This is a genomic window from Ectothiorhodospira haloalkaliphila ATCC 51935 (assembly GCF_000633935.1).
Classification (GTDB): domain Bacteria; phylum Pseudomonadota; class Gammaproteobacteria; order Ectothiorhodospirales; family Ectothiorhodospiraceae; genus Ectothiorhodospira; species Ectothiorhodospira haloalkaliphila.
Map to the genome: position 1 here is coordinate 239402 of NZ_KK214995.1, position 25085 is coordinate 264486.

At 62.3% G+C, this 25085-nt stretch carries 27 protein-coding genes and 2 tRNA genes; 20 read left to right on the forward strand and 9 right to left on the reverse strand.

Annotation, left to right across the window (positions count from 1 at the left end; genetic code table 11):
* Positions 1-208: 208 nt before the first annotated feature.
* Both ECTHA_RS0101110 and ECTHA_RS0101115 read left to right on the forward strand, forming a co-directional pair.
* On the forward strand, positions 209-376 hold the full coding sequence (locus tag ECTHA_RS0101110) for a hypothetical protein (RefSeq protein ID WP_158407545.1): 168 nt from the start codon (positions 209-211) through the stop codon (positions 374-376).
* A gap of 172 nt (positions 377-548) precedes the next feature.
* Positions 549-911: a toll/interleukin-1 receptor domain-containing protein gene (locus ECTHA_RS0101115; RefSeq protein ID WP_029762366.1), complete on the forward strand. Its 363-nt coding sequence runs from the start codon at positions 549-551 to the stop codon at positions 909-911.
* A gap of 104 nt (positions 912-1015) precedes the next feature.
* On the opposite strand, the gene ECTHA_RS0101120 is transcribed toward ECTHA_RS0101115, so the two are convergent.
* Positions 1016-1091: transfer RNA gene (locus tag ECTHA_RS0101120), tRNA-Asn, on the reverse strand.
* A 53-nt stretch (positions 1092-1144) separates the two neighbouring features.
* Positions 1145-2329 carry a pyridoxal phosphate-dependent aminotransferase gene (locus ECTHA_RS0101125; RefSeq protein ID WP_025281333.1) on the reverse strand — a complete coding sequence of 395 codons (1185 nt, stop codon included), beginning with the start codon at positions 2327-2329 and terminating at the stop codon, positions 1145-1147.
* A 76-nt stretch (positions 2330-2405) separates the two neighbouring features.
* On the opposite strand from ECTHA_RS0101125, the gene uvrB reads away from it, so the two are divergent.
* Positions 2406-4424: an excinuclease ABC subunit UvrB gene (gene uvrB / locus ECTHA_RS0101130; protein WP_025281334.1), complete on the forward strand. Its 2019-nt coding sequence runs from the start codon at positions 2406-2408 to the stop codon at positions 4422-4424.
* Between the two features lie 3 nt (positions 4425-4427).
* Entirely contained in the window at positions 4428-5405 is a 978-nt protein-coding gene (locus ECTHA_RS16485; protein WP_051582528.1) for a L,D-transpeptidase family protein, read from the forward strand.
* On the opposite strand, the gene frdD is transcribed toward ECTHA_RS16485, so the two are convergent.
* Genes frdD through frdA form a run of 4 tightly spaced genes read right to left on the reverse strand, consistent with a single transcriptional unit; the run spans position 5336 to position 8627 of the window.
* Positions 5336-5701 carry a fumarate reductase subunit FrdD gene (frdD, locus tag ECTHA_RS0101140; RefSeq protein WP_026623443.1) on the reverse strand — a complete coding sequence of 122 codons (366 nt, stop codon included), beginning with the start codon at positions 5699-5701 and terminating at the stop codon, positions 5336-5338. The two genes, ECTHA_RS16485 and frdD, sit on opposite strands and share 70 nt — an antisense overlap.
* Complete coding sequence (locus ECTHA_RS0101145) at positions 5698-6102, reverse strand: fumarate reductase subunit C (protein ID WP_025281337.1); 405 nt, start codon at positions 6100-6102, stop codon at positions 5698-5700. The genes frdD and ECTHA_RS0101145 overlap by 4 nt, the downstream gene beginning before the upstream one ends.
* Positions 6099-6848, reverse strand: coding sequence for a succinate dehydrogenase/fumarate reductase iron-sulfur subunit (locus ECTHA_RS0101150; protein WP_025281338.1), 750 nt, complete (start codon positions 6846-6848; stop codon positions 6099-6101). Before ECTHA_RS0101150 ends, ECTHA_RS0101145 begins: the two co-directional genes overlap by 4 nt.
* Before the next feature lie 3 nt (positions 6849-6851).
* On the reverse strand, positions 6852-8627 hold the full coding sequence (frdA, locus tag ECTHA_RS0101155; protein WP_025281339.1) for a fumarate reductase (quinol) flavoprotein subunit: 1776 nt from the start codon (positions 8625-8627) through the stop codon (positions 6852-6854).
* 190 nt (positions 8628-8817) lie between these two features.
* Here frdA and ECTHA_RS0101160 point away from each other — a divergent pair, with 190 nt between their 5' ends.
* On the forward strand, positions 8818-10248 hold the full coding sequence (locus ECTHA_RS0101160) for a tetratricopeptide repeat protein (RefSeq protein ID WP_025281340.1): 1431 nt from the start codon (positions 8818-8820) through the stop codon (positions 10246-10248).
* A 7-nt stretch (positions 10249-10255) separates the two neighbouring features.
* Here ECTHA_RS0101160 and ECTHA_RS0101165 read toward each other — a convergent pair whose 3' ends face one another.
* Together ECTHA_RS0101165 and gloA are read right to left on the reverse strand one after the other, a co-directional pair.
* A complete protein-coding gene (locus ECTHA_RS0101165) occupies positions 10256-10885 on the reverse strand; it encodes a class I SAM-dependent methyltransferase (protein ID WP_025281341.1) in 630 nt (209 codons plus the stop codon).
* A gap of 4 nt (positions 10886-10889) precedes the next feature.
* Positions 10890-11429, reverse strand: a complete 540-nt coding sequence (gloA, locus tag ECTHA_RS0101170) for a lactoylglutathione lyase (protein ID WP_025281342.1) — start codon at positions 11427-11429, stop codon at positions 10890-10892.
* A 139-nt stretch (positions 11430-11568) separates the two neighbouring features.
* On the opposite strand from gloA, the gene ECTHA_RS0101175 reads away from it, so the two are divergent.
* On the forward strand, positions 11569-11937 hold the full coding sequence (locus ECTHA_RS0101175) for a DUF4870 family protein (protein ID WP_025281343.1): 369 nt from the start codon (positions 11569-11571) through the stop codon (positions 11935-11937).
* Positions 11938-11971: 34 nt separating this feature from the next.
* Positions 11972-13114, forward strand: coding sequence for a PQQ-dependent sugar dehydrogenase (locus ECTHA_RS0101180; protein WP_025281344.1), 1143 nt, complete (start codon positions 11972-11974; stop codon positions 13112-13114).
* Positions 13115-13192: 78 nt separating this feature from the next.
* Here ECTHA_RS0101180 and ECTHA_RS0101185 read toward each other — a convergent pair whose 3' ends face one another.
* Positions 13193-14056 carry a glycine betaine ABC transporter substrate-binding protein gene (locus tag ECTHA_RS0101185; protein WP_025281345.1) on the reverse strand — a complete coding sequence of 288 codons (864 nt, stop codon included), beginning with the start codon at positions 14054-14056 and terminating at the stop codon, positions 13193-13195.
* Between the two features lie 125 nt (positions 14057-14181).
* On the opposite strand from ECTHA_RS0101185, the gene ECTHA_RS0101190 reads away from it, so the two are divergent.
* The 13 genes from ECTHA_RS0101190 (at position 14182) to ECTHA_RS0101250 (ending at position 25076) form a co-directional block, all read left to right on the forward strand.
* The gene (locus ECTHA_RS0101190) at positions 14182-14637 is read left to right on the forward strand and encodes a cobalamin biosynthesis protein (protein WP_025281346.1); all 456 of its coding nucleotides are present in this window, start codon (positions 14182-14184) and stop codon (positions 14635-14637) included.
* A gap of 6 nt (positions 14638-14643) precedes the next feature.
* A complete protein-coding gene (locus tag ECTHA_RS0101195; protein ID WP_025281347.1) occupies positions 14644-15369 on the forward strand; it encodes a TVP38/TMEM64 family protein in 726 nt (241 codons plus the stop codon).
* 59 nt (positions 15370-15428) lie between these two features.
* Positions 15429-16934, forward strand: coding sequence for a protein adenylyltransferase SelO (locus tag ECTHA_RS0101200; RefSeq protein WP_025281348.1), 1506 nt, complete (start codon positions 15429-15431; stop codon positions 16932-16934).
* Positions 16935-16957: 23 nt separating this feature from the next.
* Positions 16958-17449 carry a DUF1289 domain-containing protein gene (locus tag ECTHA_RS16490; protein ID WP_084306596.1) on the forward strand — a complete coding sequence of 164 codons (492 nt, stop codon included), beginning with the start codon at positions 16958-16960 and terminating at the stop codon, positions 17447-17449.
* A gap of 200 nt (positions 17450-17649) precedes the next feature.
* Positions 17650-19581, forward strand: coding sequence for a threonine--tRNA ligase (gene thrS, locus ECTHA_RS0101210; RefSeq protein WP_025281350.1), 1932 nt, complete (start codon positions 17650-17652; stop codon positions 19579-19581).
* 27 nt (positions 19582-19608) lie between these two features.
* Positions 19609-20103: a translation initiation factor IF-3 gene (infC, locus tag ECTHA_RS0101215; RefSeq protein WP_425305682.1), complete on the forward strand. Its 495-nt coding sequence runs from the start codon at positions 19609-19611 to the stop codon at positions 20101-20103.
* Between the two features lie 88 nt (positions 20104-20191).
* The gene (rpmI, locus tag ECTHA_RS0101220) at positions 20192-20389 is read left to right on the forward strand and encodes a 50S ribosomal protein L35 (RefSeq protein WP_025281352.1); all 198 of its coding nucleotides are present in this window, start codon (positions 20192-20194) and stop codon (positions 20387-20389) included.
* 27 nt (positions 20390-20416) lie between these two features.
* Positions 20417-20770: a 50S ribosomal protein L20 gene (gene rplT, locus ECTHA_RS0101225; RefSeq protein ID WP_025281353.1), complete on the forward strand. Its 354-nt coding sequence runs from the start codon at positions 20417-20419 to the stop codon at positions 20768-20770.
* Positions 20771-20860: 90 nt separating this feature from the next.
* A complete protein-coding gene (gene pheS, locus ECTHA_RS0101230; RefSeq protein WP_025281354.1) occupies positions 20861-21880 on the forward strand; it encodes a phenylalanine--tRNA ligase subunit alpha in 1020 nt (339 codons plus the stop codon).
* Between the two features lie 18 nt (positions 21881-21898).
* Positions 21899-24277, forward strand: coding sequence for a phenylalanine--tRNA ligase subunit beta (gene pheT, locus ECTHA_RS0101235; RefSeq protein WP_025281355.1), 2379 nt, complete (start codon positions 21899-21901; stop codon positions 24275-24277).
* A gap of 3 nt (positions 24278-24280) precedes the next feature.
* A complete protein-coding gene (ihfA, locus tag ECTHA_RS0101240) occupies positions 24281-24580 on the forward strand; it encodes an integration host factor subunit alpha (protein ID WP_025281356.1) in 300 nt (99 codons plus the stop codon).
* Positions 24561-24944 carry a MerR family transcriptional regulator gene (locus ECTHA_RS0101245; RefSeq protein ID WP_025281357.1) on the forward strand — a complete coding sequence of 128 codons (384 nt, stop codon included), beginning with the start codon at positions 24561-24563 and terminating at the stop codon, positions 24942-24944. Before ihfA ends, ECTHA_RS0101245 begins: the two co-directional genes overlap by 20 nt.
* A gap of 55 nt (positions 24945-24999) precedes the next feature.
* Positions 25000-25076, forward strand: a tRNA-Pro gene (locus ECTHA_RS0101250).
* The last annotated feature ends 9 nt before the right edge of the window (positions 25077-25085 follow it).

Genomic DNA, 25085 nt, shown 5'->3' on the forward strand with positions numbered 1-25085 from the left:
GCACACCGGCCACCGGCCCGCACGGCGGCTACCGTGGCGGGTCCACGTTTTATGGGTTGGCCTCAGATCACTGCCCCTCGTCCGCCCCGACTCCGCCCAGCCCGTGAATCAATCCGGCACTTCGCCTCACACCGACTCACACTCTGCCACCACGCTGGCTCTATCAACGAGGAAATAATCCGCTTCAGATCAGGCGGTGATCAGCGATTTGGGGTGGGAAACAACACGAACCCTGCTGAACGAACTGGCCACCATCGTCCGTAACACCTGCCGCCGCGTTGATCATGAGGCCGAAGAACCGACGTTCGAACTCGACACCAAACCCAACGCCAAGCAACGGGCTGCACTGGATCGGGTCAACGATATCCGGTTGTAGCCAGACGCCTGAACCCCGAATCGGTGATTAAATAAGACCATTCAATGGTTTAGCGTTACTGGTAGGCTGGAACTTCAGATTAAACGATTGAGACTTTACGTGAACCCGAAAGACATTCCTTATGGCCCCGTCAAGATTGCCGAAGGCCCACTCGCCGGTCGGATCGGCTACTATGATGATGAAGACACAGAGTTTGATGAGGACATCATGGTCCGACGAGTGGGATATCCACGTTGGCGAATCGATACCTGCCAAGATTTCTTCCGGCCTTCGGGACGCCGACTTCGTGGTCGTTGTTCTATCCGAGCATGCGGTTAGCTCCCAATGGGTCGAGAGGGAGTGGCATGCAAAGTACTGGAACGAGTTGGTTCAAGGTCGCATCCACGTCCTGCCCGCCTTATACAAGGACTGCGAGATTCCTGAGCTGCCCAAGACGAAGCGGTACGCTGACTTCAGGGACAACTACAACGATGGGCTGGAGGACTTGCTCGTGGCGATTGACCGGCTGCATGACATCAAGGGCCGATCCCAGTGATGGGCGGTGTCGCGTTGGTTATGTCAGGTTGGTAGTTGCCCGTTGCCCCCCCCCCAGAAACGAAAAAGGCCACCCAAAAAAGGTGGCCTGAATCGTTTTTTATTTGGCTCCCCGGGACGGGCTCGAACCGCCGACCTAGTGATTAACAGTCACCCGCTCTACCGACTGAGCTACCGGGGAATTGCTTTGAAGCCCGGCATGTTACGGATATTGCCGGGCTTCGTCAAGGGCCTTTATGCGCCTACTGCGCGACCAATGCGCTCCACGGCCTGCTTGAGGTTGTCCAGGCTGGTGGCGAAGGAAATGCGCACGTGGCCTTCGGCGCCGAAGGCGGAGCCGGGGACCAGGGCGACGCCTACCTGATCGAGCAGGTGCTCGGCGAATTTTACGTCGCTTTCCATGCCCAGCTTCTCCATGGCGCCCTTCACGCTGGGGAAGGAGTAGAAGGTGCCGTCGGAGGGCAGGCATTCCACGCCGGGGATGGCGTTGAGGGCTTCCACCAGGTAGTCGTGGCGGTCCTGGAAGGCCTTGCACATCTCGGCCACGCAGGACTGGTCGCTGTTGAGCGCCACCTGGGCGGCTTCCTGGGCCACGGAGGTGGGGTTGGACGTGCTCTGGGACTGGATCTTCTTCATGGCCGCAATCAGCGGCTTGGGGCCACCGGCATAGCCGATGCGCCAGCCGGTCATGGCGTAGGCCTTGGACACACCGTTGAGCACGATGGTCTGGTCGTACAGGTCGGGGCAGGCCATGAGGATGTTGCAGAAGGGGGCATCGCGGAACATCATGTGCTCGTACATGTCGTCCGTGGCCACCACTACATTGGGATGTCGCAGCATCACCTCGCCCAGGGCGGCCAGTTCCTCGCGGCTGTAGGCCACGCCGGTGGGGTTGGAGGGGCTGTTGATCACCACCAGGCGGGTGCGCGGGGTGATGGCGGCCTCCAGTTGCTGGGCCGTCATCTTGAAGCCCTGGGACTGGTCCGCGCTGACGATCACCGGCTTGCCGTCGGCCAGCAGCACCATGTCCGGGTAGGACACCCAGTAGGGGGCAGGGATGATGACCTCGTCGCCCTCATCGAGCAGGGCCTGGCAGAGGTTGAAGAAACTCTGCTTGCCGCCGCAGGAAACGAGGATCTGATCCGGCTGGTAGCTGTGACCGTTATCGCGCTGGAACTTGTCAATGATGGCCTGCTTCAAGCCCGGCGTGCCGTCCACGGCGGTATACTTGGTCTTTCCCTCGCGGATGGCGGTGATGCCCGCCTCCTTGATGTGATCCGGTGTGTTGAAGTCGGGTTCGCCGGCGCCCAGGCCGATCACGTCGCGTCCTTCGGCCCTCAACTGGGCGGCGAGGGCGCTGACGGCCAGTGTGGGGGAGGGCTTGATGCGCTGAACGCGGGATGAGAGCTTGATGTCCAAGGCGGTATCCGGGAATGCTGGTGGATGGAAAAATCAACCTAAAATGATACTCAAACTGTGCTGATAAGATAAGCCCATGGAGCAACCTTTCCACCTTTCCACCCGTTATGAGCCCGCCGGGGACCAGCCCGCCGCCATCGAAAGCCTGCTGGACGGCCTGGACTCGGGCCTGGCCCACCAGACTCTGCTGGGGGTGACCGGCTCGGGCAAGACCTTCACGATTGCCAACGTGATCCAGAAGTCGCAGCGGCCCACCATCATCATGGCGCCCAACAAGACCCTGGCCGCCCAGCTTTATGGCGAGATGAAGGAGTTCTTCCCGGAGAACGCCGTGGAATACTTCGTCTCCTATTACGACTATTACCAGCCCGAGGCCTATGTGCCGTCGTCGGATACCTTCATCGAGAAGGATTCCTCCATCAACGATCACATCGAACAGATGCGCCTGTCCGCCACCCGGGCCCTGCTGGAGCGCCGCGATGCCATCATCGTGGCCAGTGTGTCGGCCATCTACGGTCTGGGAGACCCCCGGGCCTACCTGCAGATGGTGATGCACCTGAAGCGGGGGGATGTGATCGATCAGCGGGAGATGCTGCGCCGGCTGGCGGAATTGCAGTACACCCGCAATGACCTGGAGCTCAAGCGCGGCACCTACCGGGTGCGCGGCGAGGTGATCGACATCCATCCGGCAGAGTCCGAGCGCGAGGCCGTGCGGGTTGAGTTGTTTGACGAGGAGATAGAGCAACTCTCGTATTTCGACCCGCTCACTGGCGAGGTGCTGCGCCGGGTGCCGCGCTTGACCATCTATCCCAAGACCCACTACGCGACCCCCCGGGAGACCCTGCTGGCAGCCGTGGACCAGATCAAGGTGGAGCTCAGGGAGCGCCTGGAGGCCTTGCGCCAGTCGGATCAATTGGTGGAGGCCCAGCGCCTGGAACAACGCACCCGCTTTGATCTGGAGATGATGCTGGAGCTGGGCTATTGCTCCGGGGTCGAGAACTATTCCCGCTACCTTTCGGGCCGCAAGGCCGGTGAACCACCCCCCTGTTTTCTGGATTACCTGCCCAAAGATGCCTTGCTGGTGATCGATGAGAGCCATGTCACGGTGCCGCAGGTGGGCGCCATGTATAAAGGTGATCGCTCGCGCAAGGAAACCCTGGTGCAGTACGGCTTTCGCCTGCCATCGGCCATGGACAATCGCCCCCTGAAGTTCGAGGAATTCGAGGCACTGGCCCCTCAGGCCATCTACGTTTCCGCCACGCCCGGGCCTTATGAGCAGAAGATGTCGGGGCAGGTGGTGGAGCAGGTGGTGCGCCCCACCGGATTGGTGGACCCGGAGGTGGAAGTGCGGCCGGCCACCACCCAGGTGGACGACGTGCTCTCGGAGATCCGCTTGCGTGTCGAGGCCAACGAGCGGGTGCTGATCACCACGCTCACCAAGCGCATGGCCGAGGATCTCACCGAATACCTGGGCGAACACGGTATCCGGGTGCGGTATCTTCATTCCGATATCGACACCGTGGAGCGCGTGGAGATCATCCGCGATCTGCGCCTGGGGGAATTCGATGTGCTGGTGGGGATCAACCTGCTGCGCGAGGGCCTGGACATGCCCGAGGTGTCCCTGGTGGCGGTGCTGGATGCGGACAAGGAGGGCTTCCTGCGCTCCGATCGCTCGCTGATCCAGACCATTGGCCGGGCCGCCCGTAACCTCAATGGCAAGGCGATCCTCTATGCCGATCAGGTGACCGGTTCCATGCAGCGGGCCATGGATGAGACGGAGCGCCGCCGCGAGAAACAGATCGCCCACAACCAGGCCCACGGCATCACCCCCAAGGGGGTGGAAAAGCGCATCGCCGATATCATGGAAGGGGCCTATGCCGGTGGCTCCATGGCCGCCCCGAAGCGTTATGCCAAGGTGGCGGAGCAGGAGGCCGAGTACGGGCGCATGTCACCCAAGGATACTGCCAAGGAGATCAACCGTTTGGAGACCCAGATGTTCGAACACGCCCGCAACCTGGAATTCGAGGAGGCGGCCCGGTTGCGGGATCGTATCGAGAAGCTCAGGGAAGGCATGCTGGGCGTGGTGGAGGGATAAGGCATGCGCTATCGATCGTTCTGCCTGACCCTGGGGCTTTGCCTGCTCACCCTGCCACTGCACGCCTTCGAGCGGTCCTGGCCGCTTGAGGAAGGGGTGGATGTGGTGGGTGAGCTCAGTCATGCGGAGGCGGCCTACGAGGATACCTTGATCGATGTGGCCCGCCGCCACCAGGTGGGCTTCGAGGCCATCCAGCGGGCCAACCCGGAACTCAATACCTGGATCCCGGGAGAGGGGGCCCGGATCCTGTTACCTCACAAGTCCGTGTTGCCCGATGCCCGGCGCCAGGGCATCGTGGTCAACCTGCCGGAAATGCGGTTGTACTATTTCCCTCAGGGGGAGTCCCGGGTGGTGAGCTATCCGGTGAGCATTGGCCGCATGGACTGGGGCACGCCGGTGGGCACCCTGGACGTGATCGAGAAACGGGAAAACCCCACCTGGACGCCGCCGGACTCGGTGCGCAAGGCCTATGCCGAGCGGGGTGAGGAACTGCCGCGCGTGGTGCCGCCGGGACCGGACAACCCCATGGGGGCGTACGCCATTCGCCTGAGCCGCCCCAGCTATCTGATCCATGGCACCAACTGGTCCACCGGCATCGGCATGCGCTCCACCCACGGCTGCATCCGCATGGATAACGACGATATCGGCGAGCTGTATTCCCGGGTGTCCCTGGGCACTTCAGTGAACATCGTCAACCAGCCCATCAAGGTGGGCTGGCGGGAAGGGCTTCTGTATCTGGAGGCCCACCCACCGATGGAGGAACTGGAAGACCAGGCTCAGGGCATGGATGAGGCCGTGAAGCGGGTCATGGAAGCGGTGGGTGAGCGTGATGCCCGGGTGGACTGGCAGCGTGTTCGCGCAGCCCTGAACGAAGTCACCGGCGTGCCCCAGGTGGTGGGTTGGGAGGCGGATCAGCCCCTCAAGACCAGCACCAGTGCAACCAACACGGCCAGGGCCGACCCGCCAGCGGCCGACCCGTAGCAGATCAGTTTGAGTCGCTCGGAGGCATGCACACCCAGGTCATGCAGGGTATGCAGGATGCGATGTGCCGCATGGAAGAAGAACAGGGCGATCAGGATGGCCAGCCCGAAGCCCATCATCGGATGACCCAGCAGACCACGCATCTGCTCGTAGTTCATGGCCTCGGGCCCGAAGCCCAGGCCGATGGGCACCAGCAGGCCGATGATCAGCACCAGTATGGGACCCACCAGGGCGGCCAGCATGCCGCCACCGCCGAACAGGGACCAGAAGATGGGTTCATGTGAGCGGGGTTTCATTGCAGACCTCTCATGGCAGCGACCAGGATCACCAGGGACACCACGCCCCAGGCCCACAGGGCGACACGGTTCAGGGTGGCATCCGTAAATCCCCGGGGAAAGCGCCGGGTCTTTACCGGGGGCACGGTCAGGGGCAGCACCTTGAACCAGGTCCAGGCATGGAAGGTGAAGGCGGCCAGCACCACCAGGTGCAGCAGCCAGGACAACGGCGAGAACAGCAGGCCACGCCAGGTCTCAAAGGCCCCTGGCCCCACGGCCAGGGCGGCCATGCCCGCCAGCAGGAACAGCCCGTAGAGGGCGATCACCACGCTGGTTCCCTCGCGCAACAGATAAAAGCGGTAGCTGGGGCGGCGCAGCCACCAGCGCTGCATGCCCCGGGTGTAGGTTCTGGGTTGGTTCATCGGCGCCCCCTCGGCTTGAGAAACCGCAGGAAATAGTCCTGGGTGCTGGCGATCTTGTTCTGGTTGATGGCCCGGGCCGGATCCACATGCTTCGGGCAGACCTCGGAGCATTCCCCCACCAGGGTGCAGCCCCAGACGCCTTCCTCGGCATTGATCACCTCCATGCGCTGGTCCTTGCCGGCATCCCGTGAGTCGGCATTGTAACGGTGCAGCAGGGCCAGGGCTGCCGGGCCGGTGAATGCATCATTCAGGCCGTACTGGGGGCAGGCGGCATAGCACAGCAGGCAGTTGATGCATTGTGCATACCCCAGATAGTCCTGGACCTGATCCGGTGTCTGGTGACGGGGCTGATCCCCGGGATCGTCGCCGGTGGATGGGATCAGGTAGGGATGCACCGACTCCAGTTTGGCCAGGAAATCCGTCTGGTCGATGGCCAGATCCCGCAGGATGGGGAAATGGGCCAGGGGCTCCACCCGGATACGGGCCGGGTGATAGTCCCGCAGGAAGGTCTGGCAGCTGAGCACGGGCTCGTCGTTGACCATGCAGCCGCAACTGCCGCAGATGGCCATGCGGCATGACCAGCGGAAGGTGAGGGTGCCATCCAGGTGGTCCTTGATGTACTGTAAGCCCTCGAGCACGGACATTTCTTCCGTGAAGGGGACCTCGTAGCTCTGATAGTACGGGGCTTCATCCGTCTCCGGATGAAAGCGCAGGCATTCAATCACGATGGTGCGGGTCTGGCTCATGTCTCACTCCTCCCGCGCCGGCTGTTCGGGCTGGCTGTCGCGACCGTAGATACGCTCCCGCGGGCTGGAGCGGGTAATGGTGACCGGTGCATGGTCAATACGCGGCGGCCCGTCACCCTGGTGCCAGGCCATGGAGTGACAGAGGAAGTTCTCATCATCGCGCTTGTCGAACCCATCCTGGCGCAGGTGCGCCCCCCTTGACTCCTTGCGGGCCAGGGCTGAATGCGCCATGGCCTCGGCCACCTGCAGGGTGTGGCCCAGTTCGATGGCGGTGAGCCATTCGGTATTGAAGCAGCGCCCCCGGTCGTCCAGCTTCACGCCCCGGCGATAGCGTTCGCGCAGGGCCGACAGGCGCTCGCAGGCCTGGCCCATGCGCTCGGCATCGCGGACGATGCCCACGCCGGATTCCATGATGTCGTGCATTTCCGCCCGTATCGCCGCCACTCGCTCGCCCTCGGTGGTGTCGAGCATCTTCAAGTGCCGGGCTTCGGCCTCGTTTGCCTGAGCCTCCAGGTTGGCGGGCGCGGTGGTGCTCTCCCGGGCCAGTCGTGCCGCCGACTCCCCGGCGGCACGGCCGAACACCAGCAATTCGGCCAGCGAGTTGGAGCCCAGCCGGTTGGCGCCGTGAATGCCCACGCTGGCGCATTCGCCGGCGGCGAACAGGCCTTGCAGCGGGGTGGCACCATTCGCGTCGCATGGCACGCCGCCCATGGTGTAGTGCACGGCAGGTCGCACGGGGATGGGGCTGTCCACCGGATCCGTGGCGGCGAAGGTAAGTGCCAGTTCCCGGATCATGGGCAGCCGTTCCATGATCTTTTTCTCGCCCAGGTGCCGCAGGTCCAGGTGCACGGCGCTGCCATTGGGCGTGTTGACCGTGCGACCGGCCTGATCCTCGTGCCAGAAGGCCTGGGAAACCCGGTCGCGGGGGCCCAGTTCCATGGCCCGTGGGCGGGGCCAGGGATCCAGCGGGCCCATGCCATAGTCCTGCAGATAGCGGTAGCCATCCTTGTTCAGCAGGATGCCGCCTTCACCGCGGGCCCCCTCGGTGATGAGGATGCCGGAACCGGGCAGGGCGGTGGGATGCCATTGAACGAACTCCATGTCCCGCAGGGGGACGCCCTGGGCATAGGCCATCCCCATGCCCTCACCGGTGACGATGCCGGCATTGGTGTTCTGTCCGAAGACACGACTGGCACCACCGGTGGCCAGGATCACCGCCTTGCAGCGCAGCAGTACACTCTCGCCGGTAGCGATGTTGAAGGCCAGGACCCCCTGGACCCGTCCATCTTCCACCAGCAGATCCGTGCAAAAGAATTCATCAAAGCGCCGGATGGATGGATACTTGAGCGAGGCCTGAAACAGGGTGTGGAGGATATGGAAGCCGGTCTTGTCGGCGGCAAACCAGGTGCGTGGCGACTTCATGCCGCCGAAATAGCGCACGTTGATGTTGCCATCGTCCTGACGGCTCCAGGGGCAGCCCCAGTGCTCCAGTTGGGTGAGCTCCCGGGTGCACTGGCCGATGAAATACTCCACCACATCCTGTTCGCACAGCCAGTCGCCGCCGGAGACGGTGTCCTCGAAGTGCTTGTCCAGGGTGTCGTCGGGGTGGATGACCCCGGCGGCGCCCCCCTCGGCGGCCACGGTGTGGCTGCGCATGGGGACTACCTTGGAGACCAGGGCTATGGATAGCCCCGGGTCCGACTCGGCGGCGGCGATGGCCGCCCGAAGACCGGCGCCGCCACCGCCGATGATGACCAGATCAGATTCAATCGCATCCATCCTGCTCAACCTTGTCTCCCGATGAGGGTTTGCGTTCGCGCAACGTAACTTATCATGTCATTAGAGGATATGTACCCTCCAGGTTCAAATCCCGGGCCCGGATGCCCAGGGGGTTCGTCCCGGAGGCTCAAGTTGGCTATGATCTGCGCTGCGCCAGGCCAGCACCCTCCAATTCGAGTAACAGGACAGCATGAAGCGGCTAAGAACCCACTATGAAAACCTGCAGGTGACCGAGAACGCCAGTCAGGAGGTCATAAGGGGGGCGTACAAGTTTCTTTCCCAGAAATGGCATCCGGACAAGAACCAGCAGCAGCGGGAGAAGGCAGAGCGGGTCACCAAGATCCTCAATGATGCCTACAACGTGCTCTCCGACCCGGACCAGCGCCGCGCCCACGACGAATGGATTGCCGAGCAGCGCACGGTACGCAAGCTCGCGGATCAGTCCGCCCAGCCAGGCAGCGCCAGTTCCAGGAACTACACATACCACTACTCTTATGCCCTGAACCCGGAGCCGGCGGGGCACCGGGAGAGGTACGTCAGCCTCAATGACGGCACGGTGATGGATGTGCGCACCGGCCTGCAGTGGTTTTGTCATTCCGTGGGGGAGCGCTGGCACCCCGGGGGCATCTTCACGGGTACGCCCCAGTTGCATGATGCGGAACTGGCTGCAGCCCTGCCGGCGCGGGTGAATACCGGCCAGGGCCAGGGTCGGTTCAAGGACTGGCGCCTGCCCAGCGAGAGAGAACTCAAGTCGCTGTATACCCGCAAGGGGATCAGTCTGCGGCGCACCCTGGATGACTCGATCTTTTCCATCGACGACAAGGGGCCGTACTGGACGCTGACCGACAACCCCTGGCTGTACGACAATGTGCCCCGGGTGGTCACCCTGCAGGGGGAGGCGCAGCGCGGGGATGGCGACCTGGTGCTGGCCCGCGCGCGGCTGGTGCGTGGCCCCGACCACGCCATGCTGGCCGAGCTGATGCACCAGATTGCCACCGATCATCTGGCCCGAGGGGAGCGCCAGGAGGCCATCAATCACTTCCAGCGCTCGCTCGAGCTGGCCGAACAGGCAAGCGGCATCGAGGAGGGCAATATCATGATTCTGATGCGCGACCTGGCCCTGGCCTATTTCGAATCCCAACAGCCTTCCGAGGCAGAAGCCTGGCTACGCCGGGTGCTGGAACGCAAACGTCAACACCATGGCCCGGACCATCTGGAGGTATTCAAGGCCATGGTGGATCTGGCCTGCCTGCACAAGTCCCTGGGCAACTTCCGGGCCGCCCTGGATGACCTTTCCCAGGCCTACGGTGTTCTGATGCGCCTGGAGAACGTCAGCCAGTGCATGACGCTGGGCGTGCTGTATGACCTGGTGGCCTTGCAGATCATGCATGGGGAGAACCGCAAGGCGGAAACCATGATCAGCCGATATCTTGAGCACTCGGAGGGCTCGGACCTGGGGGCCTTTCCCGAGCGCACGAACGTGCTGTTCATCGTTCTGGGGTTATTGCGTGCCGGTTCCGGAAAGGAGATAGGAGACGCTCAGCATCTTTACCGGACGTTTCTGGAATTTTCCTCACCGCCGGTGGAGGAGGCAGAGGACTTTACCCGGGTGAGGGTGTGAGGGTGCCTTATTTCTGGAACAGGGCGACATGCTCTGTCGGGATCTCAAGTCGCCAGCCATGACGCCGGGCGATCCAGGCCAGGGTGTCCGGCGAGTAAAAGCAGATGTGGGTGGGGTCACGCCGGTAATGCCAGCGCGGAAAATGCGCGTCTGCCGGGCGAAAGCCTGTCATCACCCCCAGCCACCCTCCCGGGCGCAGCAGGGTGTCCAGGCGCTCGAACTCGACCCCCGGCGCCCGAAAATGCTCGGCGGTTTCGCTGCAGGTGATGAAATCATAGCGCTGCGCCACGGCCGCCTGGTCCGGGAAGAAGACCGGGTCGTAGTCTTGGGTCGGGAAACCCTTTTCTTCCATCATCCGCGACAGGGCAGGCCCTGGGCCGCAACCGTAATCCAGCCCTCTGGCCCCCACGCTCAGCCGGGGCCAGAGGGCGTCTCTCAGACGCGACAGAAAAGTGCGGTAATGACGGTCCCCGGGATCATTGCGGTGGGTGGCGTAGTACTCCCTCTCCCCCGCCAATGAGAGCCAGCGTACCGGGTCGAGCCACACCAGACGGCATTCACGGCACAGGAAATAGTCACTCGTGTTCACATGAGCATAGAGCCAGGGGCGTGACTTCCCGCACAGGGGGCAGGACATGCCCTCAGCGACGCCCCATGCCGCTCAGGCGGGCAGGCTCGATGACTTCGATCCAGTAACCGTCCGGGTCCGTGACAAAGGCCACATCCTTCAGACCACCTTCATCCGGGCGCTTGACGAAGGGCACCTGGTTGTCGTCTAGCCAGCGCACGGCCACGTCAAGATCCGGCACCGAGAAGCAGATGTGCCCAAACCCCTGGGGTTCCGAGTTGCCATCGTGGTAGCTGAAATCCGCCTGTTTTTCCGTGCCCCAGTTATGGGTCAGCTCCAGGATGCCTTCCTGGTTGAAGGTCCACTCGGTCCGTTGGGACTCATCCTCCGGGGGTGTCTTGCCATCCTCGAGTCGGGCAAGGAAATACAGCGAGAACTCCAGTTCGGGGAAATCCAGACGACGCAGCAGACGCATGCCGAATACCTGGCTGTAAAAGGCCAGGGCACGTTCCGGATCCTTGATGCGCAACATGCAGTGGTTGAGGCGAAAGCCCCGGGTCTCGGGGGCGACGGATTCAGTCATGCCGGGTTCCTGTTCGGTATCGAATGCCATGAGAACTCCCATCATTTGCCGGATTCACCCTCAGGGACAGCACGACGAAGGGGTGAGTTTCTTGCGATGCGACATCTTACCCCGGAGGGGTTGGATTGAGTATGCTGAGCCTTTACCCCAATTTCAGGAGCAAAGACCCATGGCAGAAGAAACCCCGGCGCCCGTGACCACCAACCCGCATTCGGATGACCTTCTCATGCCCAAGGTCGTGTACATCCTGTATATCCTGGGGCCCTTTGTCACCTTCACGGGCATTATCGGGGTGATCATTGCCTACATCTACCAGGGCTCGGCGCCGGACTGGCTGAAGACACACTATCGATTCCAGATCCGCACGTTCTGGATGGGGCTGGCCTTTCTCATTCCAGGCATTCTGCTGGCCGCGGTGTTCATCGGCTGGCTCGTGCTGCTGTTCTGGGCCGTGTGGCTCATCGTGCGTTCGGTCAAGGGCATGAAAACACTGGGGGAACGCAAACCCGTTGAACATGTGGAGCGCTGGTCCTTCTAAGATCGAACAATCCGAAGAAAGGAGGTGCGAGAGCATGAAGCATCGTTATCGACACCCGTCCATGGCGCTGGCACTCGCCGTGAGTCTTGTGGGTACGGTCTCCGCCCAGGAAGTGGTGCGAGAAGGTGTCAGTACCGAATACCAGAGGTTCGACCTGGTGAGGGTCGCCTCGGGTCTTTCGCACCCCTGGGCCGTGGCCTTCCTGCCGGATGGACGTCAACTGGTCACCGAACGATCGGAAGGGATGGTGGCCATTGAGGATGGCACCCAGACCCGTGTCACGGGCCTGCCGGACTTTCATGCCACCAATCAGGGAGGCATGCTGGATGTGGTGCTGCATCCCGACTACGAGAACAACGGCTGGATCTACATCACCTACTCCAGGGGGGATCGGCGGGGCACGGTGCCCGCTCTGATACGGGCCAGGCTGGATGGCCACGAGCTGGTGGACGTGGAGCCCCTGTTCGAATCCAACGAGTACACGCGGCCGGGTCGCCATTACGGCTCCCGGGTGGTGTTTCTGGAAGATGGCACGCTGCTGATGACCATCGGCGATCGGGGCGCCGAGCCTCCCCGGGCACAGGATACCCTGGATCATTCAGGGAGCGTGGTGAGGCTGAACGACGATGGCTCCGTGCCGGATGACAACCCGTTTGTGGGGGATGATGCCTACGCACCGGAGATTCATGCCTATGGCCTGCGCAATATCCAGGGGATTGCCCTGCACCCGGGAACGGGTGAGGTGTGGGCGACGGATCACGGCCCCCGCGGCGGGGACGAACTCAATCTGATCGAGGCAGGCAACAACTACGGCTGGCCCACGGTCACGCTGGGTCGGGATTATCGGACGGAGGAGGCGTTCCCGGATGCCGAGGCCCGGCACAAGGAAGGCATGGTGGAGCCGGTGTTCGAGTTTCTGCCCACGTTGGCGCCGTCCGGACTGGCCGTGGTCGACAGCGATCGGTTTTCAGCCTGGGAAGGTAATCTGCTGGCCGGCGGCTTGCGCGCCCAGCGCATCTTGCGTTTGGTGGTGGAGGATCAGACGGTGATTCACGCGGAGGAACTATTGCACGGCGATGTCGGCCGTGTACGGGATGTGCGTCAGGGACCGGATGGCTACATCTATGTGCTCAGTGATGAATCGGATGGCGGGTTGTATCGACTGGAACCCCGTTAGGATTGCCGGCCAGGTTCGCGATTGGTCGGCTTGACCCCTCTCCCGTGACGGGAGAGGGGTTCAGGGTCGGTCACGATGTTACTGGAGCCAGGCGTCCACGATGTCGCGGTTCTGCTCAACCCATTCCTTGGCATTTTCGTAGGGGTCGCCGCCTTCCTCGTTCATCACCATCAGATCAGCCACCTGATCCGCGGTCCAGTTGAAGTTGTTCAGGATGGCGTAAGCCTCGGGCATGTCTTCCTTGAGGCCGGTGCGCACCACGGTATGGATGGCTTCCTCACCACCATAGACGCCCTTGGGGTCTTCCAGATATTTCAGGTCCCAGCGACCTTCCTTCCAGTGCGGGGTCCAGCCGGTGACCACCACCCAGTCGTTGGTGCGGATGGCGTTGGAGAGCACGCCGGTCATGGTGGCATCGGAGCCTTCCACCAGACGCAGGTTCAGGTCGTACTCTTCCACGGCTTTCTCCGTGGTGCTCATGATGCCGGCACCCGGGTCGATACCAATGATCTGGCGGCCAAACTGGCCGGCATGGTCGTTGAGCTCATCAATGGAATCAATTTCGACGTAGGTGGGTACCATCAGACCGATTCGGGTCCCTTCCAGGTTCGGGCCCAGATCATCCACGCGATCACCCAGTTCTTCCACATAGCTGGCGTGAGTGGTGGGCAGCCAGGCGGCCACGAAGGCGTCCTGGTCACCGCTGGCCACGGACTGCCACATGGCAGCGGCGCTGACGGAGGTGGTGCGAACGTCATAGCCGGCTTCTTCCAGAACCACGCGCATCACGTTGGTGCTGGCCACGGCGTCGGCCCATTCCACGTAAGGAATGTTGATCCGGCCCTTGTCGGCAGCGGCGCTCAGCGGCGTGGCCGCCAAACCAAATGCCAGGCAGGTACCGACCAGGATCTTGGGGAGATTACGCTTGAACTCGTTACTCATCGATATCCTCCATACAGAGTTTGAGGCGCCATTGAAGCCGCGCCCGGCTGCTTGAGCCTGACTTTCATGATACACATTATCGGCGGCAGGGAAAAAAGACCCCCTGATAAACCTGGTTTTAAGCGATGTCCAAACTCACCCCAAAATCCCTGAGTCAGTTTGATAAAGCGCCCAGCCTATTGGTGGGGATCGGCTGTCAAAGGGGCATATCCCGAGAGGCCCTGGAGGCCGCGCTGCATGAGGCGCTGGGGCAGGTGGATGCGTGCCTGCAGGACGTTGTTGCCCTGGCCACGCTGGATGCCCGGGCAGGGGAGTCTGCCATCACGACTCTGGCATCGGAGCGAGACTGGACAGTGCATGCCTATCCGGGCGAGGCCTTGGCTGGGGTCGTTGTACCCCGTCCATCCGAGCGGCTGCGTCAACTCATGGGGACCGCCTCGGTGGCGGAGGCCGCTGCCATTCTGGCTTCGGGAGCAGGGCAGGGGCGCATGATTCTGGAGAAGTATCCGTATCGGGGGGCGGACGGAGGTCATGTGACCGTGGCGGTCGTCGACCTGAAACCATCATGTGTGATTCAGTGAAAGCCCTTGATCCCGAGCATCCCTACAAGATACCTGCCCTGGATTCTGGGTCTGCTGGGCCTGTTCCTGGGTTCGGCCACCTGGGCGGCATTCCAGTTTGGTGGCGACATCGTTCGTTGGGTGGCCGGCTTTCAGGAACAATTGGTCTCTGGAGTGGATGCCCGTCCAGCGCTGGCCGGAGTGATTTATGTGTTGGTGGTGACCTTTGGCAAGGTCACGCCGTTTCCCGGCGGATTTCTGCTCATGCTTTCCGGCGGGTTCCTGTTCGGGGCCCCGGTCGGAGCGGTGTTGAGCGCCCTGGGATCGGCCTCCAGCGCTGTGATGGTGGGGGGTATCGGGCGATGGCTGTTTTTCGATGCCATTCATCGACGCTGGGGGAGCCACCTGGCGCGCTTCCAGGACACGGTGGCCACCAATGGCTTCAATTTCATCCTGGCTGCCCGGCTGTTCCCGGTCGTGCCTGCGTGGATCATCAACCTGATGCCGGTGATCTTTCCCATTCCCTTCCGGCATGTATGGATGGCTACCTTCCTGGGGCTCATTCCCCTGTCGTTCGTGGTCGCCAGCCTGGGTGAAGGTCTGTCCAACCTGGCCCAGGTGGAGGATCTGAGCCCGTCCGATGTGTTCAGGCCTTCATTGCTGTTGCCCCTGGCGGGGCTTGCCCTGCTGGCCCTGGCACCCAGCGCGGTCAGGCTCTGGCGTCAACGCCGCCGTGCTCGTGGGATGGATTGATGTTAACCTGAGAATTACCATCAGGTATTATCCATCCACGACACTTGGAAGGTTGCACCATGTCCATTGCGCCCGTGCTGGAATCCATGACATCCCCTGTGGCCTTCGACAATCGCTACGCCCGTTTGCCGGAGCGCTTCTTTGTCCGCATGAACCCGACGCCCGTGGCATCCCCCCGGCTCAGGGCCCTGAATGCTGGGTTGTGTCGAGAGCTGGGTATCGATCCGGATGCCCTGCCGGAGCAAGAGTGGGCTCAGGCACTGGCCGGCAATACCCTGCTGCCCGGTGCCGAACCCATCGCCATGGCCTACGCGGGTCACCAGTTCGGCCACTTCGTGCCCCAACTGGGCGATGGTCGGGCCCTTTTGCTGGGGGAGGTGGTGGATCCGACGGGGGCACGACGGGATATTCAGCTCAAGGGTTCCGGCCCTACACCGTTTTCCCGGATGGGGGATGGTCGTGCGGCACTGGGGCCTGTGTTGCGTGAATACCTGCTCAGCGAAGCCATGCATGCCATGGGCATCCCCACCACCCGAGCCCTGGCCATGGTCACCACCGGTGAGGCGGTGTACCGGGAAGAACCATTGCCCGGGGCGGTGCTGACCCGGGTGGCCCGTAGCCACATCCGCGTGGGCACCTTCCAGTACTTTGCCGCACGCGGTGATCACGCCGCAGTAAGATCCCTGGCGGATCATGTGATCGAGCGCCACTATCCCGAAGCCCAGGGGGCATCGTCCCCTTATCTTGCCCTGCTGGAGTCGGCCGCCGAGCGTCAGGCGGAACTGGTGGCCCGCTGGATGCTGGTGGGCTTCATCCATGGTGTGATGAACACGGATAATATGGCGGTTTCCGGGGAGACAATCGATTATGGTCCTTGCGCCTTCATGGATACTTACCATCCCGGTACCGTGTTCAGTTCCATCGACCAGCGGGGACGCTACGCCTTTGCCAATCAACCCGAGATTGCCCAATGGAATCTGGCCCGACTGGCGGAGACCCTGCTGCCACTGATCGATGATGACGCATCCAGGGCCATCGACCGGGCCACGCAGATCCTGGAGGCGTTCCCGGCCAGGATCTCCACGCACTGGTTGGCCGGCATGCGCAGCAAGCTGGGACTTCAGACGGAAGAAGACAGCGACCTGGAACTGGTGCGCGAACTGCTGGACGTGATGCGCAAACAGGAAGCGGACTTCACATTGACCTTCCGTCATCTGAGTGATCTGGCTGCGGGTGCGGAGGTCCATACCCGTGTCAGGTCGCTGTTCAATCATGCCCAGCCCTTCGATGTATGGCTGCCCTGCTGGCAGGCCCGGGTGGCCCGTGAACCCGATGGGGCTGCTGAGCGGGGGGCTCGCATGCGACGTGCCAACCCGGCGTACATCCCGCGCAACCATCGCGTGGAGCAAGCCATTGTGGCCGCCGTCACCGAGGCGGACTTTGGTCCGTTCGAGCATCTGCTTGGCCTGGTTACGCAGCCATTTGATGAACACCCCGGAGAGGAGGCCTTCATGCTGCCGGCCCGACCGGAAGAACGCGTCCACCAGACCTTCTGCGGTACCTGAGGGACGGTGACTCATTCGTGTTGATGGAAAGCGCGCGGGTCAGGATGACGGTGGCCAGCGATCCCAAGGAGCCTTTTGATCCTATGCAGAGCCCGTGCATCCATGTCTGCCAGACCGAGGAGGGTCGGTGCATCGGCTGCGGTCGCACCATCCTGGAAATCGCCGCCTGGACGCGGTTCACCGATGGCGAACGTCAGGACATCATGGATCGGGTCCGCGAGGAGGGGTACGGGGATGCCCCCGCCGAGGCAAAGGCCCCGAGCCCGCAGCCCGAAGCGCCCGGCGAGCCGGAAGAGCCGGCGTCGGAGGAGGCAAGCGGTGTCCCCCGCGAGATTCGGATCACCGGCGCCGACCGGCACCGCCCCGAGTCAGTCTGCATCGACGGCATCCGCTACGGCGAGCAGATCGTTGATCTGGTCAAGGCCTTGCAGGTCATTGCCGAGGGCGGACATGATGCCGCCACCTGTCGATCCATTGCCGTGCGGGCCCTGCAGCGTCCCGCCCGCCGTCGCTGAACCGCCTTGTCTTGAAGGCCGGAATCCTTTAGCCTGAGTACCGTTCTCGGATTCAATCCATCCGGGCGAAATGATACGCAGCTCAGGCTGCAAACCCCGCCCCTGACGGGCCCATGGTTTGCGGCCTTTTTAGTGGGGATCGCCCCGAATACAGCAACGCGCACGGCCCCGCGTACAGGCCGGCGCAGGAGAGTCCTGATATGCCCGTAATCACCCTTCCCGACGAAAGCCAGCGCCGCTTCGATGATGCCGTGAGCGTGGCCGATGTGGCCGCCGACATCGGTCGTGGTCTGGCCAAGGCCACTCTGGCCGGCAAGGTGGATGGCCGCCTCGTGGATGCCAGCCATCGCATCGATGAGGATGCCCGCCTGGCCATCGTCACCGACCGGGACCCTGAAGGGGTGGAGATGATCCGTCATTCCACGGCCCACCTCATGGCCCATGCAGTGAAGACCCTGTTCCCCAGCGCCCAGGTGACCATCGGCCCGGTGATCGATGATGGCTTTTATTACGATTTTGCCTTTGAGCGCCCCTTCCACCCGGAAGATCTGGAGAAGATTGAGGCCAAGATGAAGGAACTGGCCAAGGCGGATCTTCCCGTGGAGCGTCGGGTGATGCCCCGGGACGAGGCGGCGGAGTTCTTCCGTGCCCAAGGCGAGGAATACAAGGCCCGCATCATCGAGGACATCCCCCAGAACGAGGACATTTCCCTGTACACCCAGGGCGACTTCGTGGACCTGTGCCGTGGACCCCACGTGCCCAGCACCGGCAAGCTCAAGGCCTTCAAGCTGACCAAGGTGGCCGGCGCCTATTGGCGGGGCGATTCCAAAAACGAAATGCTCCAGCGCATCTACGGCACCGCCTGGCCCAACAAGCAGCAACTGGAAGACTACCTGCATCGCCTGGCCGAGGCGGAGCGCCGGGACCATCGTCGCATTGGCCAGGAGCTGAACCTGTTCTCGATCCAGGACGAGGCTGGCGGTGGTCTGGTGTTCTGGCACCCTAACGGGGCCCGCATCCGCCGCGTTGTGGAACAGTTCTGGTACGACATGCATGAGCGGGCGGGCTACGAATTCCTGTACACCCCGCATATCGCCAACCTGGAACTGTGGAAGACCTCGGGTCACGCCGACTTCTATGGCGAATCCATGTATGAGCCCATGGAAGACGACAACCAGGCCTTCCAGCTCAAGCCCATGAACTGCCCGTTCCACGTGCTGGTGTACAAGGACCGTCTGCGTTCCTACCGGGATCTGCCCCTGCGCTGGGCGGAGATGGGGACGGTCTATCGCCGGGAGATGTCCGGTGCCCTGCATGGGCTGATGCGGGTGCGCGGGTTCACCCAGGACGATGCCCACATCTTCTGCCGCGAGGATCAGATCGAAGACGAGATCCTGCGCATCCTGGATCTCACCCTGGACGTACTGCGGGCCTTCGGCTTCGACGACTTCGACATCAACCTGTCCACACGCCCCGACAAGGCGGTGGGTTCCGACCATATCTGGGAGCATGCCACCGCGGCCTTGCGGGCTGCCCTGGAGAAGAAGGGCCTGGAATATGAGCTGGATGAAGGTGGCGGCGCCTTCTATGGCCCGAAGATCGACATCAAGATCCGCGACGCCATTGGCCGTCAGTGGCAGTGCTCCACCGTACAGCTGGATTTCAACCTGCCGGAACGGTTCGATCTGGAATACGTGGCCGATGACAATCAGCGTCGTCGTCCCATCATGGTTCACCGCGCCCTGCTGGGTTCCGTGGAGCGTTTCTTCGGTGTGCTCATCGAGCACTACGCTGGATCCTTCCCTCTGTGGCTGGCACCGGTACAGGCCCAGGTGCTCACCATCACCGATCGGCAGGACGATTATGCCCGGGAAGTGGTGCAAACCCTGCGAGCGCAAGGCCTTAGAGCTGAAATGGACTTGAGAAACGAGAAGATCGGCTTTAAAATCCGCGAGCACACTTTGCAGCGGGTGCCCTACCTTCTGGTTTTGGGAGACCGGGAGATGGAAACCCGATCCGTGGCCGTAAGATCCCGCACCGGGCAAGACCTGGGAACCATGGACCTGGATGTGCTCATCCAGCGTTTGTCCCGGGAAGTGGCGGATCGCGGTCGAACCATTGTGGAGGATTAAAGTATCAGCGCTGGAAAAGAGAACCGACTGAACGAGCAGATCAGCGTCCCGCAGGTCCGCCTCATTGCCGAGGACGGAAAGAACCTGGGGGTCATGCAGACTCGCGACGCCATGAAGATTGCCGAGGAGGCTGAACTCGACCTGGTCGAGATCGTTCCGACCGCCGACCCACCGGTCTGTCGGGTCATGGACTACGGCAAATTCAAGTTCGAGCAGAGCAAGAAGACGCAGGCTGCCAAGAAGAATCAAAAACAGGTTCAGATCAAGGAAGTGAAGTTTCGCCCGGGCACCGATGAGGGCGACTATAACGTCAAGATCCGAAATCTCACCCGGTTTCTGGAACATGGGGACAAGTGCAAGGTCACCATCCGCTTCCGTGGTCGCGAAATGGCCCACCAGGAGTTGGGTGGCAAGCTGCTGGACCGGATCGAACAGGATCTGGAAGAACTTGCCACTGTGGAGCAGCGACCCAAGATGGAAGGTCGCCAGATGATCATGGTGCTCGGCCCCAAGAAGAAGTAACGAATAAAACGGACGCACGGGTTCCGGTACACCTGTGTGTCCTGATCAACAGGACCGCCGTGAAGGCGGCCTTACCAGGAGTTCGAAGATGCCGAAGATGAAGACCAACCGAGGCGCCGCCAAGCGCTTCACCAAGACCGGGGCGGGTGCGTTCAAGCGCGGCCAGTCCCATCGTCGTCACATCCTGACGAAGAAGAGCACCAAGCGTAAGCGTCAGTTGCGGTCGGCCTCCCATGTCCATCCTTCGGATGTGGCTGCTGTTCGCCAGATGCTGCCCCACCGCTAAACCGATTCTTCACCAGGAGTACGAGAGATGCCCCGAGTCAAAAGAGGTGTAACCGCCCACGCCCGGCACAAAAAGGTGCTGAAGAAGGCGAAGGGTTACTATGGTGCCCGTGGTAACGTCTATCGCGTTGCTGTCCAGGCCGTCACCAAGGCCGGTCAGTATGCCTATCGCGACCGTCGTCAGCGCAAGCGCCAGTTCCGCGCCTTGTGGATTGCCCGTATCAACGCGGCCGCCCGCCAGTTCGACCTGTCCTACAGCCGCATGATTCACGGCCTGGACAAGGCTGGTATCGAAATCGACCGCAAGGTGCTGGCCGACCTGGCCGTGCATGACATTGCCGCTTTCGGTCGCATTGCCGAAAAGGCGAAGGCTGCCCTTTAATTTGCACCCTCAGGGGGCGCGCGACGTAAAAGGGGAAAGGCCTTGCCTTTCCCCTTTTTTGTTTTCACTGCCAACGACGGAAAGCATCACGTGGAATCCCTCTCCAAACTGACCGAAGCGGCGCTCAATGCCATCAAGGGCGCCAAGGATCTGCGCAATCTCGAAGACCTGCGCGTCCACTTTCTGGGCAAGAAGGGCGTGATCACCGAGCAACTCAAGACCCTCGGATCCCTGCCGGTGGAACACCGCAAGCAGGCGGGGCAGGCCATCAACCAGGCCAAGCAGTTGGTCAATCAGGCTCTGGATCAGCAGCGCAGTGTGCTGGAAGCTGCCGCCCGCGAGGCACGCCTGGCCTCCGAGACAGTGGATGTCACCCTGCCGGGACGTCGCCAGGAGCCGGGGGGTCTGCATCCGGTCACGCTGACCATTGAACGCATGGAGCAATTGCTGGGGCAGTTTGGTTTCCATGTCGCCGAAGGCCCGGAGGTGGAGGACGACTACCACAACTTCGAGGCCCTCAATATTCCCTCGCATCACCCGGCCCGGGCGATGCACGATACCTTCTATTTCGACGCTGGCACCCTGCTGCGCACCCACACCTCACCGGTGCAGGTGCGGGTGATGGAGGGACAGGCCCCGCCGCTTCGCATCATTGCGCCAGGGCGCGTGTATCGTTGCGACTCCGATCTTACCCACAGCCCCATGTTCCACCAGGTGGAAGGATTGCTGGTGGATGAGGGCGTCACCTTTGCCCAGTTGCGGGGCGTGCTGGATGCCTTCCTGAAAGCCTTTTTCGAGCAGGACGACCTGCAAACCCGCTTTCGGCCCTCCTATTTCCCCTTCACGGAGCCATCGGCTGAAGTGGACATCCAGTGCGTGCATTGCGGCGGAAACGGGTGCCGGGTGTGCAAGCACACCGGCTGGCTGGAAGTCATGGGCTGCGGCATGGTGCATCCCAATGTCTTTGAGCATGTGGGCATCGACAGCGAACGCTACACCGGCTTTGCCTTCGGCCTGGGGGTGGAACGCATGGCCATGCTGCGCTACGGCGTGAACGACCTGCGTCTGTTCTTCGATAACGACGTCCGCTTCCTGCGCCAGTTCGTCTAGTTTAAAGGGTAGTCATTCATGAGAATCAGCAATCATTGGCTCGGCCAGTGGGTGGACCATGGCCTGACCGTGGAAGAACTGGGGCATCGCCTGACCATGGCCGGCCTGGAACTGGATGCCATCGAACCGGCGGCTGCTTCGTTTGCCGGGGTGGTGGTGGGGCAGGTGCTCTCCGTGAAGCAGCACCCGGACGCCGATAAACTGCGCCTGTGCCTGGTGAACGATGGCGGCGGCGAACCGATACCCGTGGTCTGCGGTGCCCCCAATGTGCACGAGGGGATGAAGGTTCCCTTTGCGCCTGTGGGTGCCACGCTGCCCAATGATTTCAAGCTCAAGAAGGTCAAGCTGCGGGGTGCCCCGTCCCACGGGATGCTCTGTTCTGCCCGTGAACTGGGCCTGTCCGAGGCCAGCGAGGGCCTGATGGAATTGCCGGCGGATACGCCCGTGGGGCAGGACCTGCGCGAACTCCTCAGCCTGGATGACCAGATTCTTGAGGTGGACCTGACTCCCAACCGGGCTGATTGCCTGAGCCTGTCGGGGGTCGCCCGTGAGGTGGCCACCCTGACGAGGAAGCCACTCAAGGCCGTGGAAACCACGCCGGTTGCGGCAGCCTGCGATGACATTTTCCCGGTGCGCCTGGATGCTCCCGCGGACTGCCCCCGTTACGCTGGCAGGGTGGTGCGTGGTGTGGATGCCACCGCAGCCACGCCCATCTGGATGCAGGAAAGGCTGCGCCGCGCTGGCCTCCGCAGCCTGGGGCCCCTGGTGGATGTGACCAATTACGTGATGCTGGAACTGGGTCAGCCCATGCATGCCTTCGATCTGTCGGTATTGCGGGGCACCCTCATCGTGCGCCGCGCCCATGAGGGCGAAGCACTCAAGCTCCTGGACGAGAAGGATCTCACCCTGAGCGGTGATGATCTGGTGATCGCCGATGAGGAGAAGTGCCTGGCCCTGGCGGGCATCATGGGGGGCGCGGCCAGTGGTGTGACCGACGCGACCCGGGATGTTTTCCTGGAATCAGCCCACTTTGCCCCCATGGCGGTGGCAGGCCGGGCCCGTCACCATGGTTTGCATACCGATTCCTCCCATCGCTTTGAACGGGGCGTGGATCCTGAGCTGCCGTCCCGGGCCCTGGAACGTGCCACGCAGCTGCTCTGCGAGATTGCTGGAGGGCAGCCGGGGCCCGCGCAGGTGGCAGAGAGTGAAGGACATCTTCCGGTGCGAGCCACGATCGACTTTCGGCCTGTGCGGACCAATGAGTTGCTGGGTGCGAACATCAGCACGCAGGCCATGCAGGAGATCCTGACCCGTCTGGGCTGCCAGGTAACCGATGCGCAGACGTCCTGGCAGGTCACACCCCCGTCTTTCCGTTTCGACCTGGCCATCGAGGCAGACCTGGTGGAAGAGATCGCCCGGGTACACGGTTACGATGATCTGCCCACTCAACTGCCTGCAGTACAACCCCAGGTGACCTGGCTGGACGAGGCGCGGGTGCCGCCGCGTCGCATGCGTGCCTGTCTGACGGATCTGGGCTATCTGGAGGCAGTGACCTTCAGCTTTGTGGATCAGGCCTGGCAAGCCCGCTTTGCTCCGGCCGTGACCCCGTTGAAGCTCGCCAACCCCATCTCCTCGGAATTGGCCGTGATGCGGACCAGTTTGTGGCCGGGGCTGGTGAAGGCGGCGCAGTACAATCTCAATCGCCAGCAGGACCGCTTGCGCCTGTTCGAAATCGGCCTGAGCTTTGTACCCGAAGGCAATGAGCTCAAACAGGAAAAGATGATCGCAGGGCTGGTCTGTGGCCCGGCATGGCCGAATCAGTGGGGACAGCCGGACCGCACCGCCGACTTCTTCGACATGAAGGGGGATGTGGAGTCCCTGCTGGGGCTGGCTGGCCTTGACCGGCGCGTGGAATGGCAGGCCTGTGAGCATCCGGCCCTGCATCCTGGTCAGTCCGCCGAGTTGCGCCTGGATGGCCAGATCATCGGTTGGGCAGGCACTCTGAGCCCGGACCTGGAAGACTGGCTGGACCTGGACATCAGCATGTATTTGTTCGAGTTGAAGCTGGAGGCCATCAGCAGGGGTGCGGTGCCCACATTCCGGGGCCAGAGCCGGTTCCCGGCCATCCGTCGGGACCTGGCGATACTGGTGGATGAGGCCGTGCCCGCCGCCCGGGTGGTGCAGGTGATCGAGTCCATGGACTACAGCGCCCTTCAGCAGGTGAGCCTGTTCGATGTGTATACCGGAAAAGGCGTACCTGAAGGAAGAAAAAGCCTGGCTTTGGGCTTGATTTTACAGGATTTATCCAGCACTCTAACCGACAGTCAGGTGGACGACATGATTACTGCTGTCGTGGATAAATTACAAGAAGAGGTTGGGGCGACCCTCAGGGCTTGAGCAATGGCACTGACCAAGGCGGAAATGGCGGAGCAACTCTTCGATGAGTTGGGGCTCAACAAGCGTGAGGCCAAGGAACTCGTTGAGTTGTTCTTTGAGGAAGTGCGCACGGCGCTGGAGCGCGGCGAGCAGGTGAAATTGTCGGGCTTTGGCAATTTCACCCTCCGCGACAAGAACCAGCGTCCCGGGCGAAATCCCAAGACAGGCGAAGAGATTCCCATATCCGCCCGCCGCGTGGTGACTTTCCGCCCCGGGCAAAAACTCAAGGCGAGGGTTGAGTCCTATGCTGGAAGCGGGCAATAACAGCGAGCTGCCGGCCATTCCCGGCAAGCGCTATTTCACCATCGGCGAGGTCAGCGAATTATGCGGGGTCAAGCCCCATGTGCTGCGCTACTGGGAGCAGGAGTTCCCCTCCCTCAAACCGGTCAAGCGCCGCGGTAACCGTCGTTACTACCAGCGTCAGGATGTCATCCTGATTCGCCAGATCCGCAGTCTGCTCTATGAGCAGGGTTATACCATCGGTGGGGCCCGGCAGAAGCTCTCCGGCCAGGAGGCCAGGGAAGATACCACCCAGAGCCAGCAGATCATCCGCCAGATGCGCATCGAGCTGGAGGAAGTACTGCAGATCCTCAAGCAGAAACCACCTCAGTCCGGGGAGCATAAATAGGCCGGTAGAGCCCCTTCCCAAACCGACCTGAGTTCCCTATAATGCGGCACTCTTTCGGGGCGTAGCGCAGCCTGGTAGCGCACCTGCATGGGGTGCAGGTGGTCGGAGGTTCAAATCCTCTCGCCCCGACCAAAAGTCCTC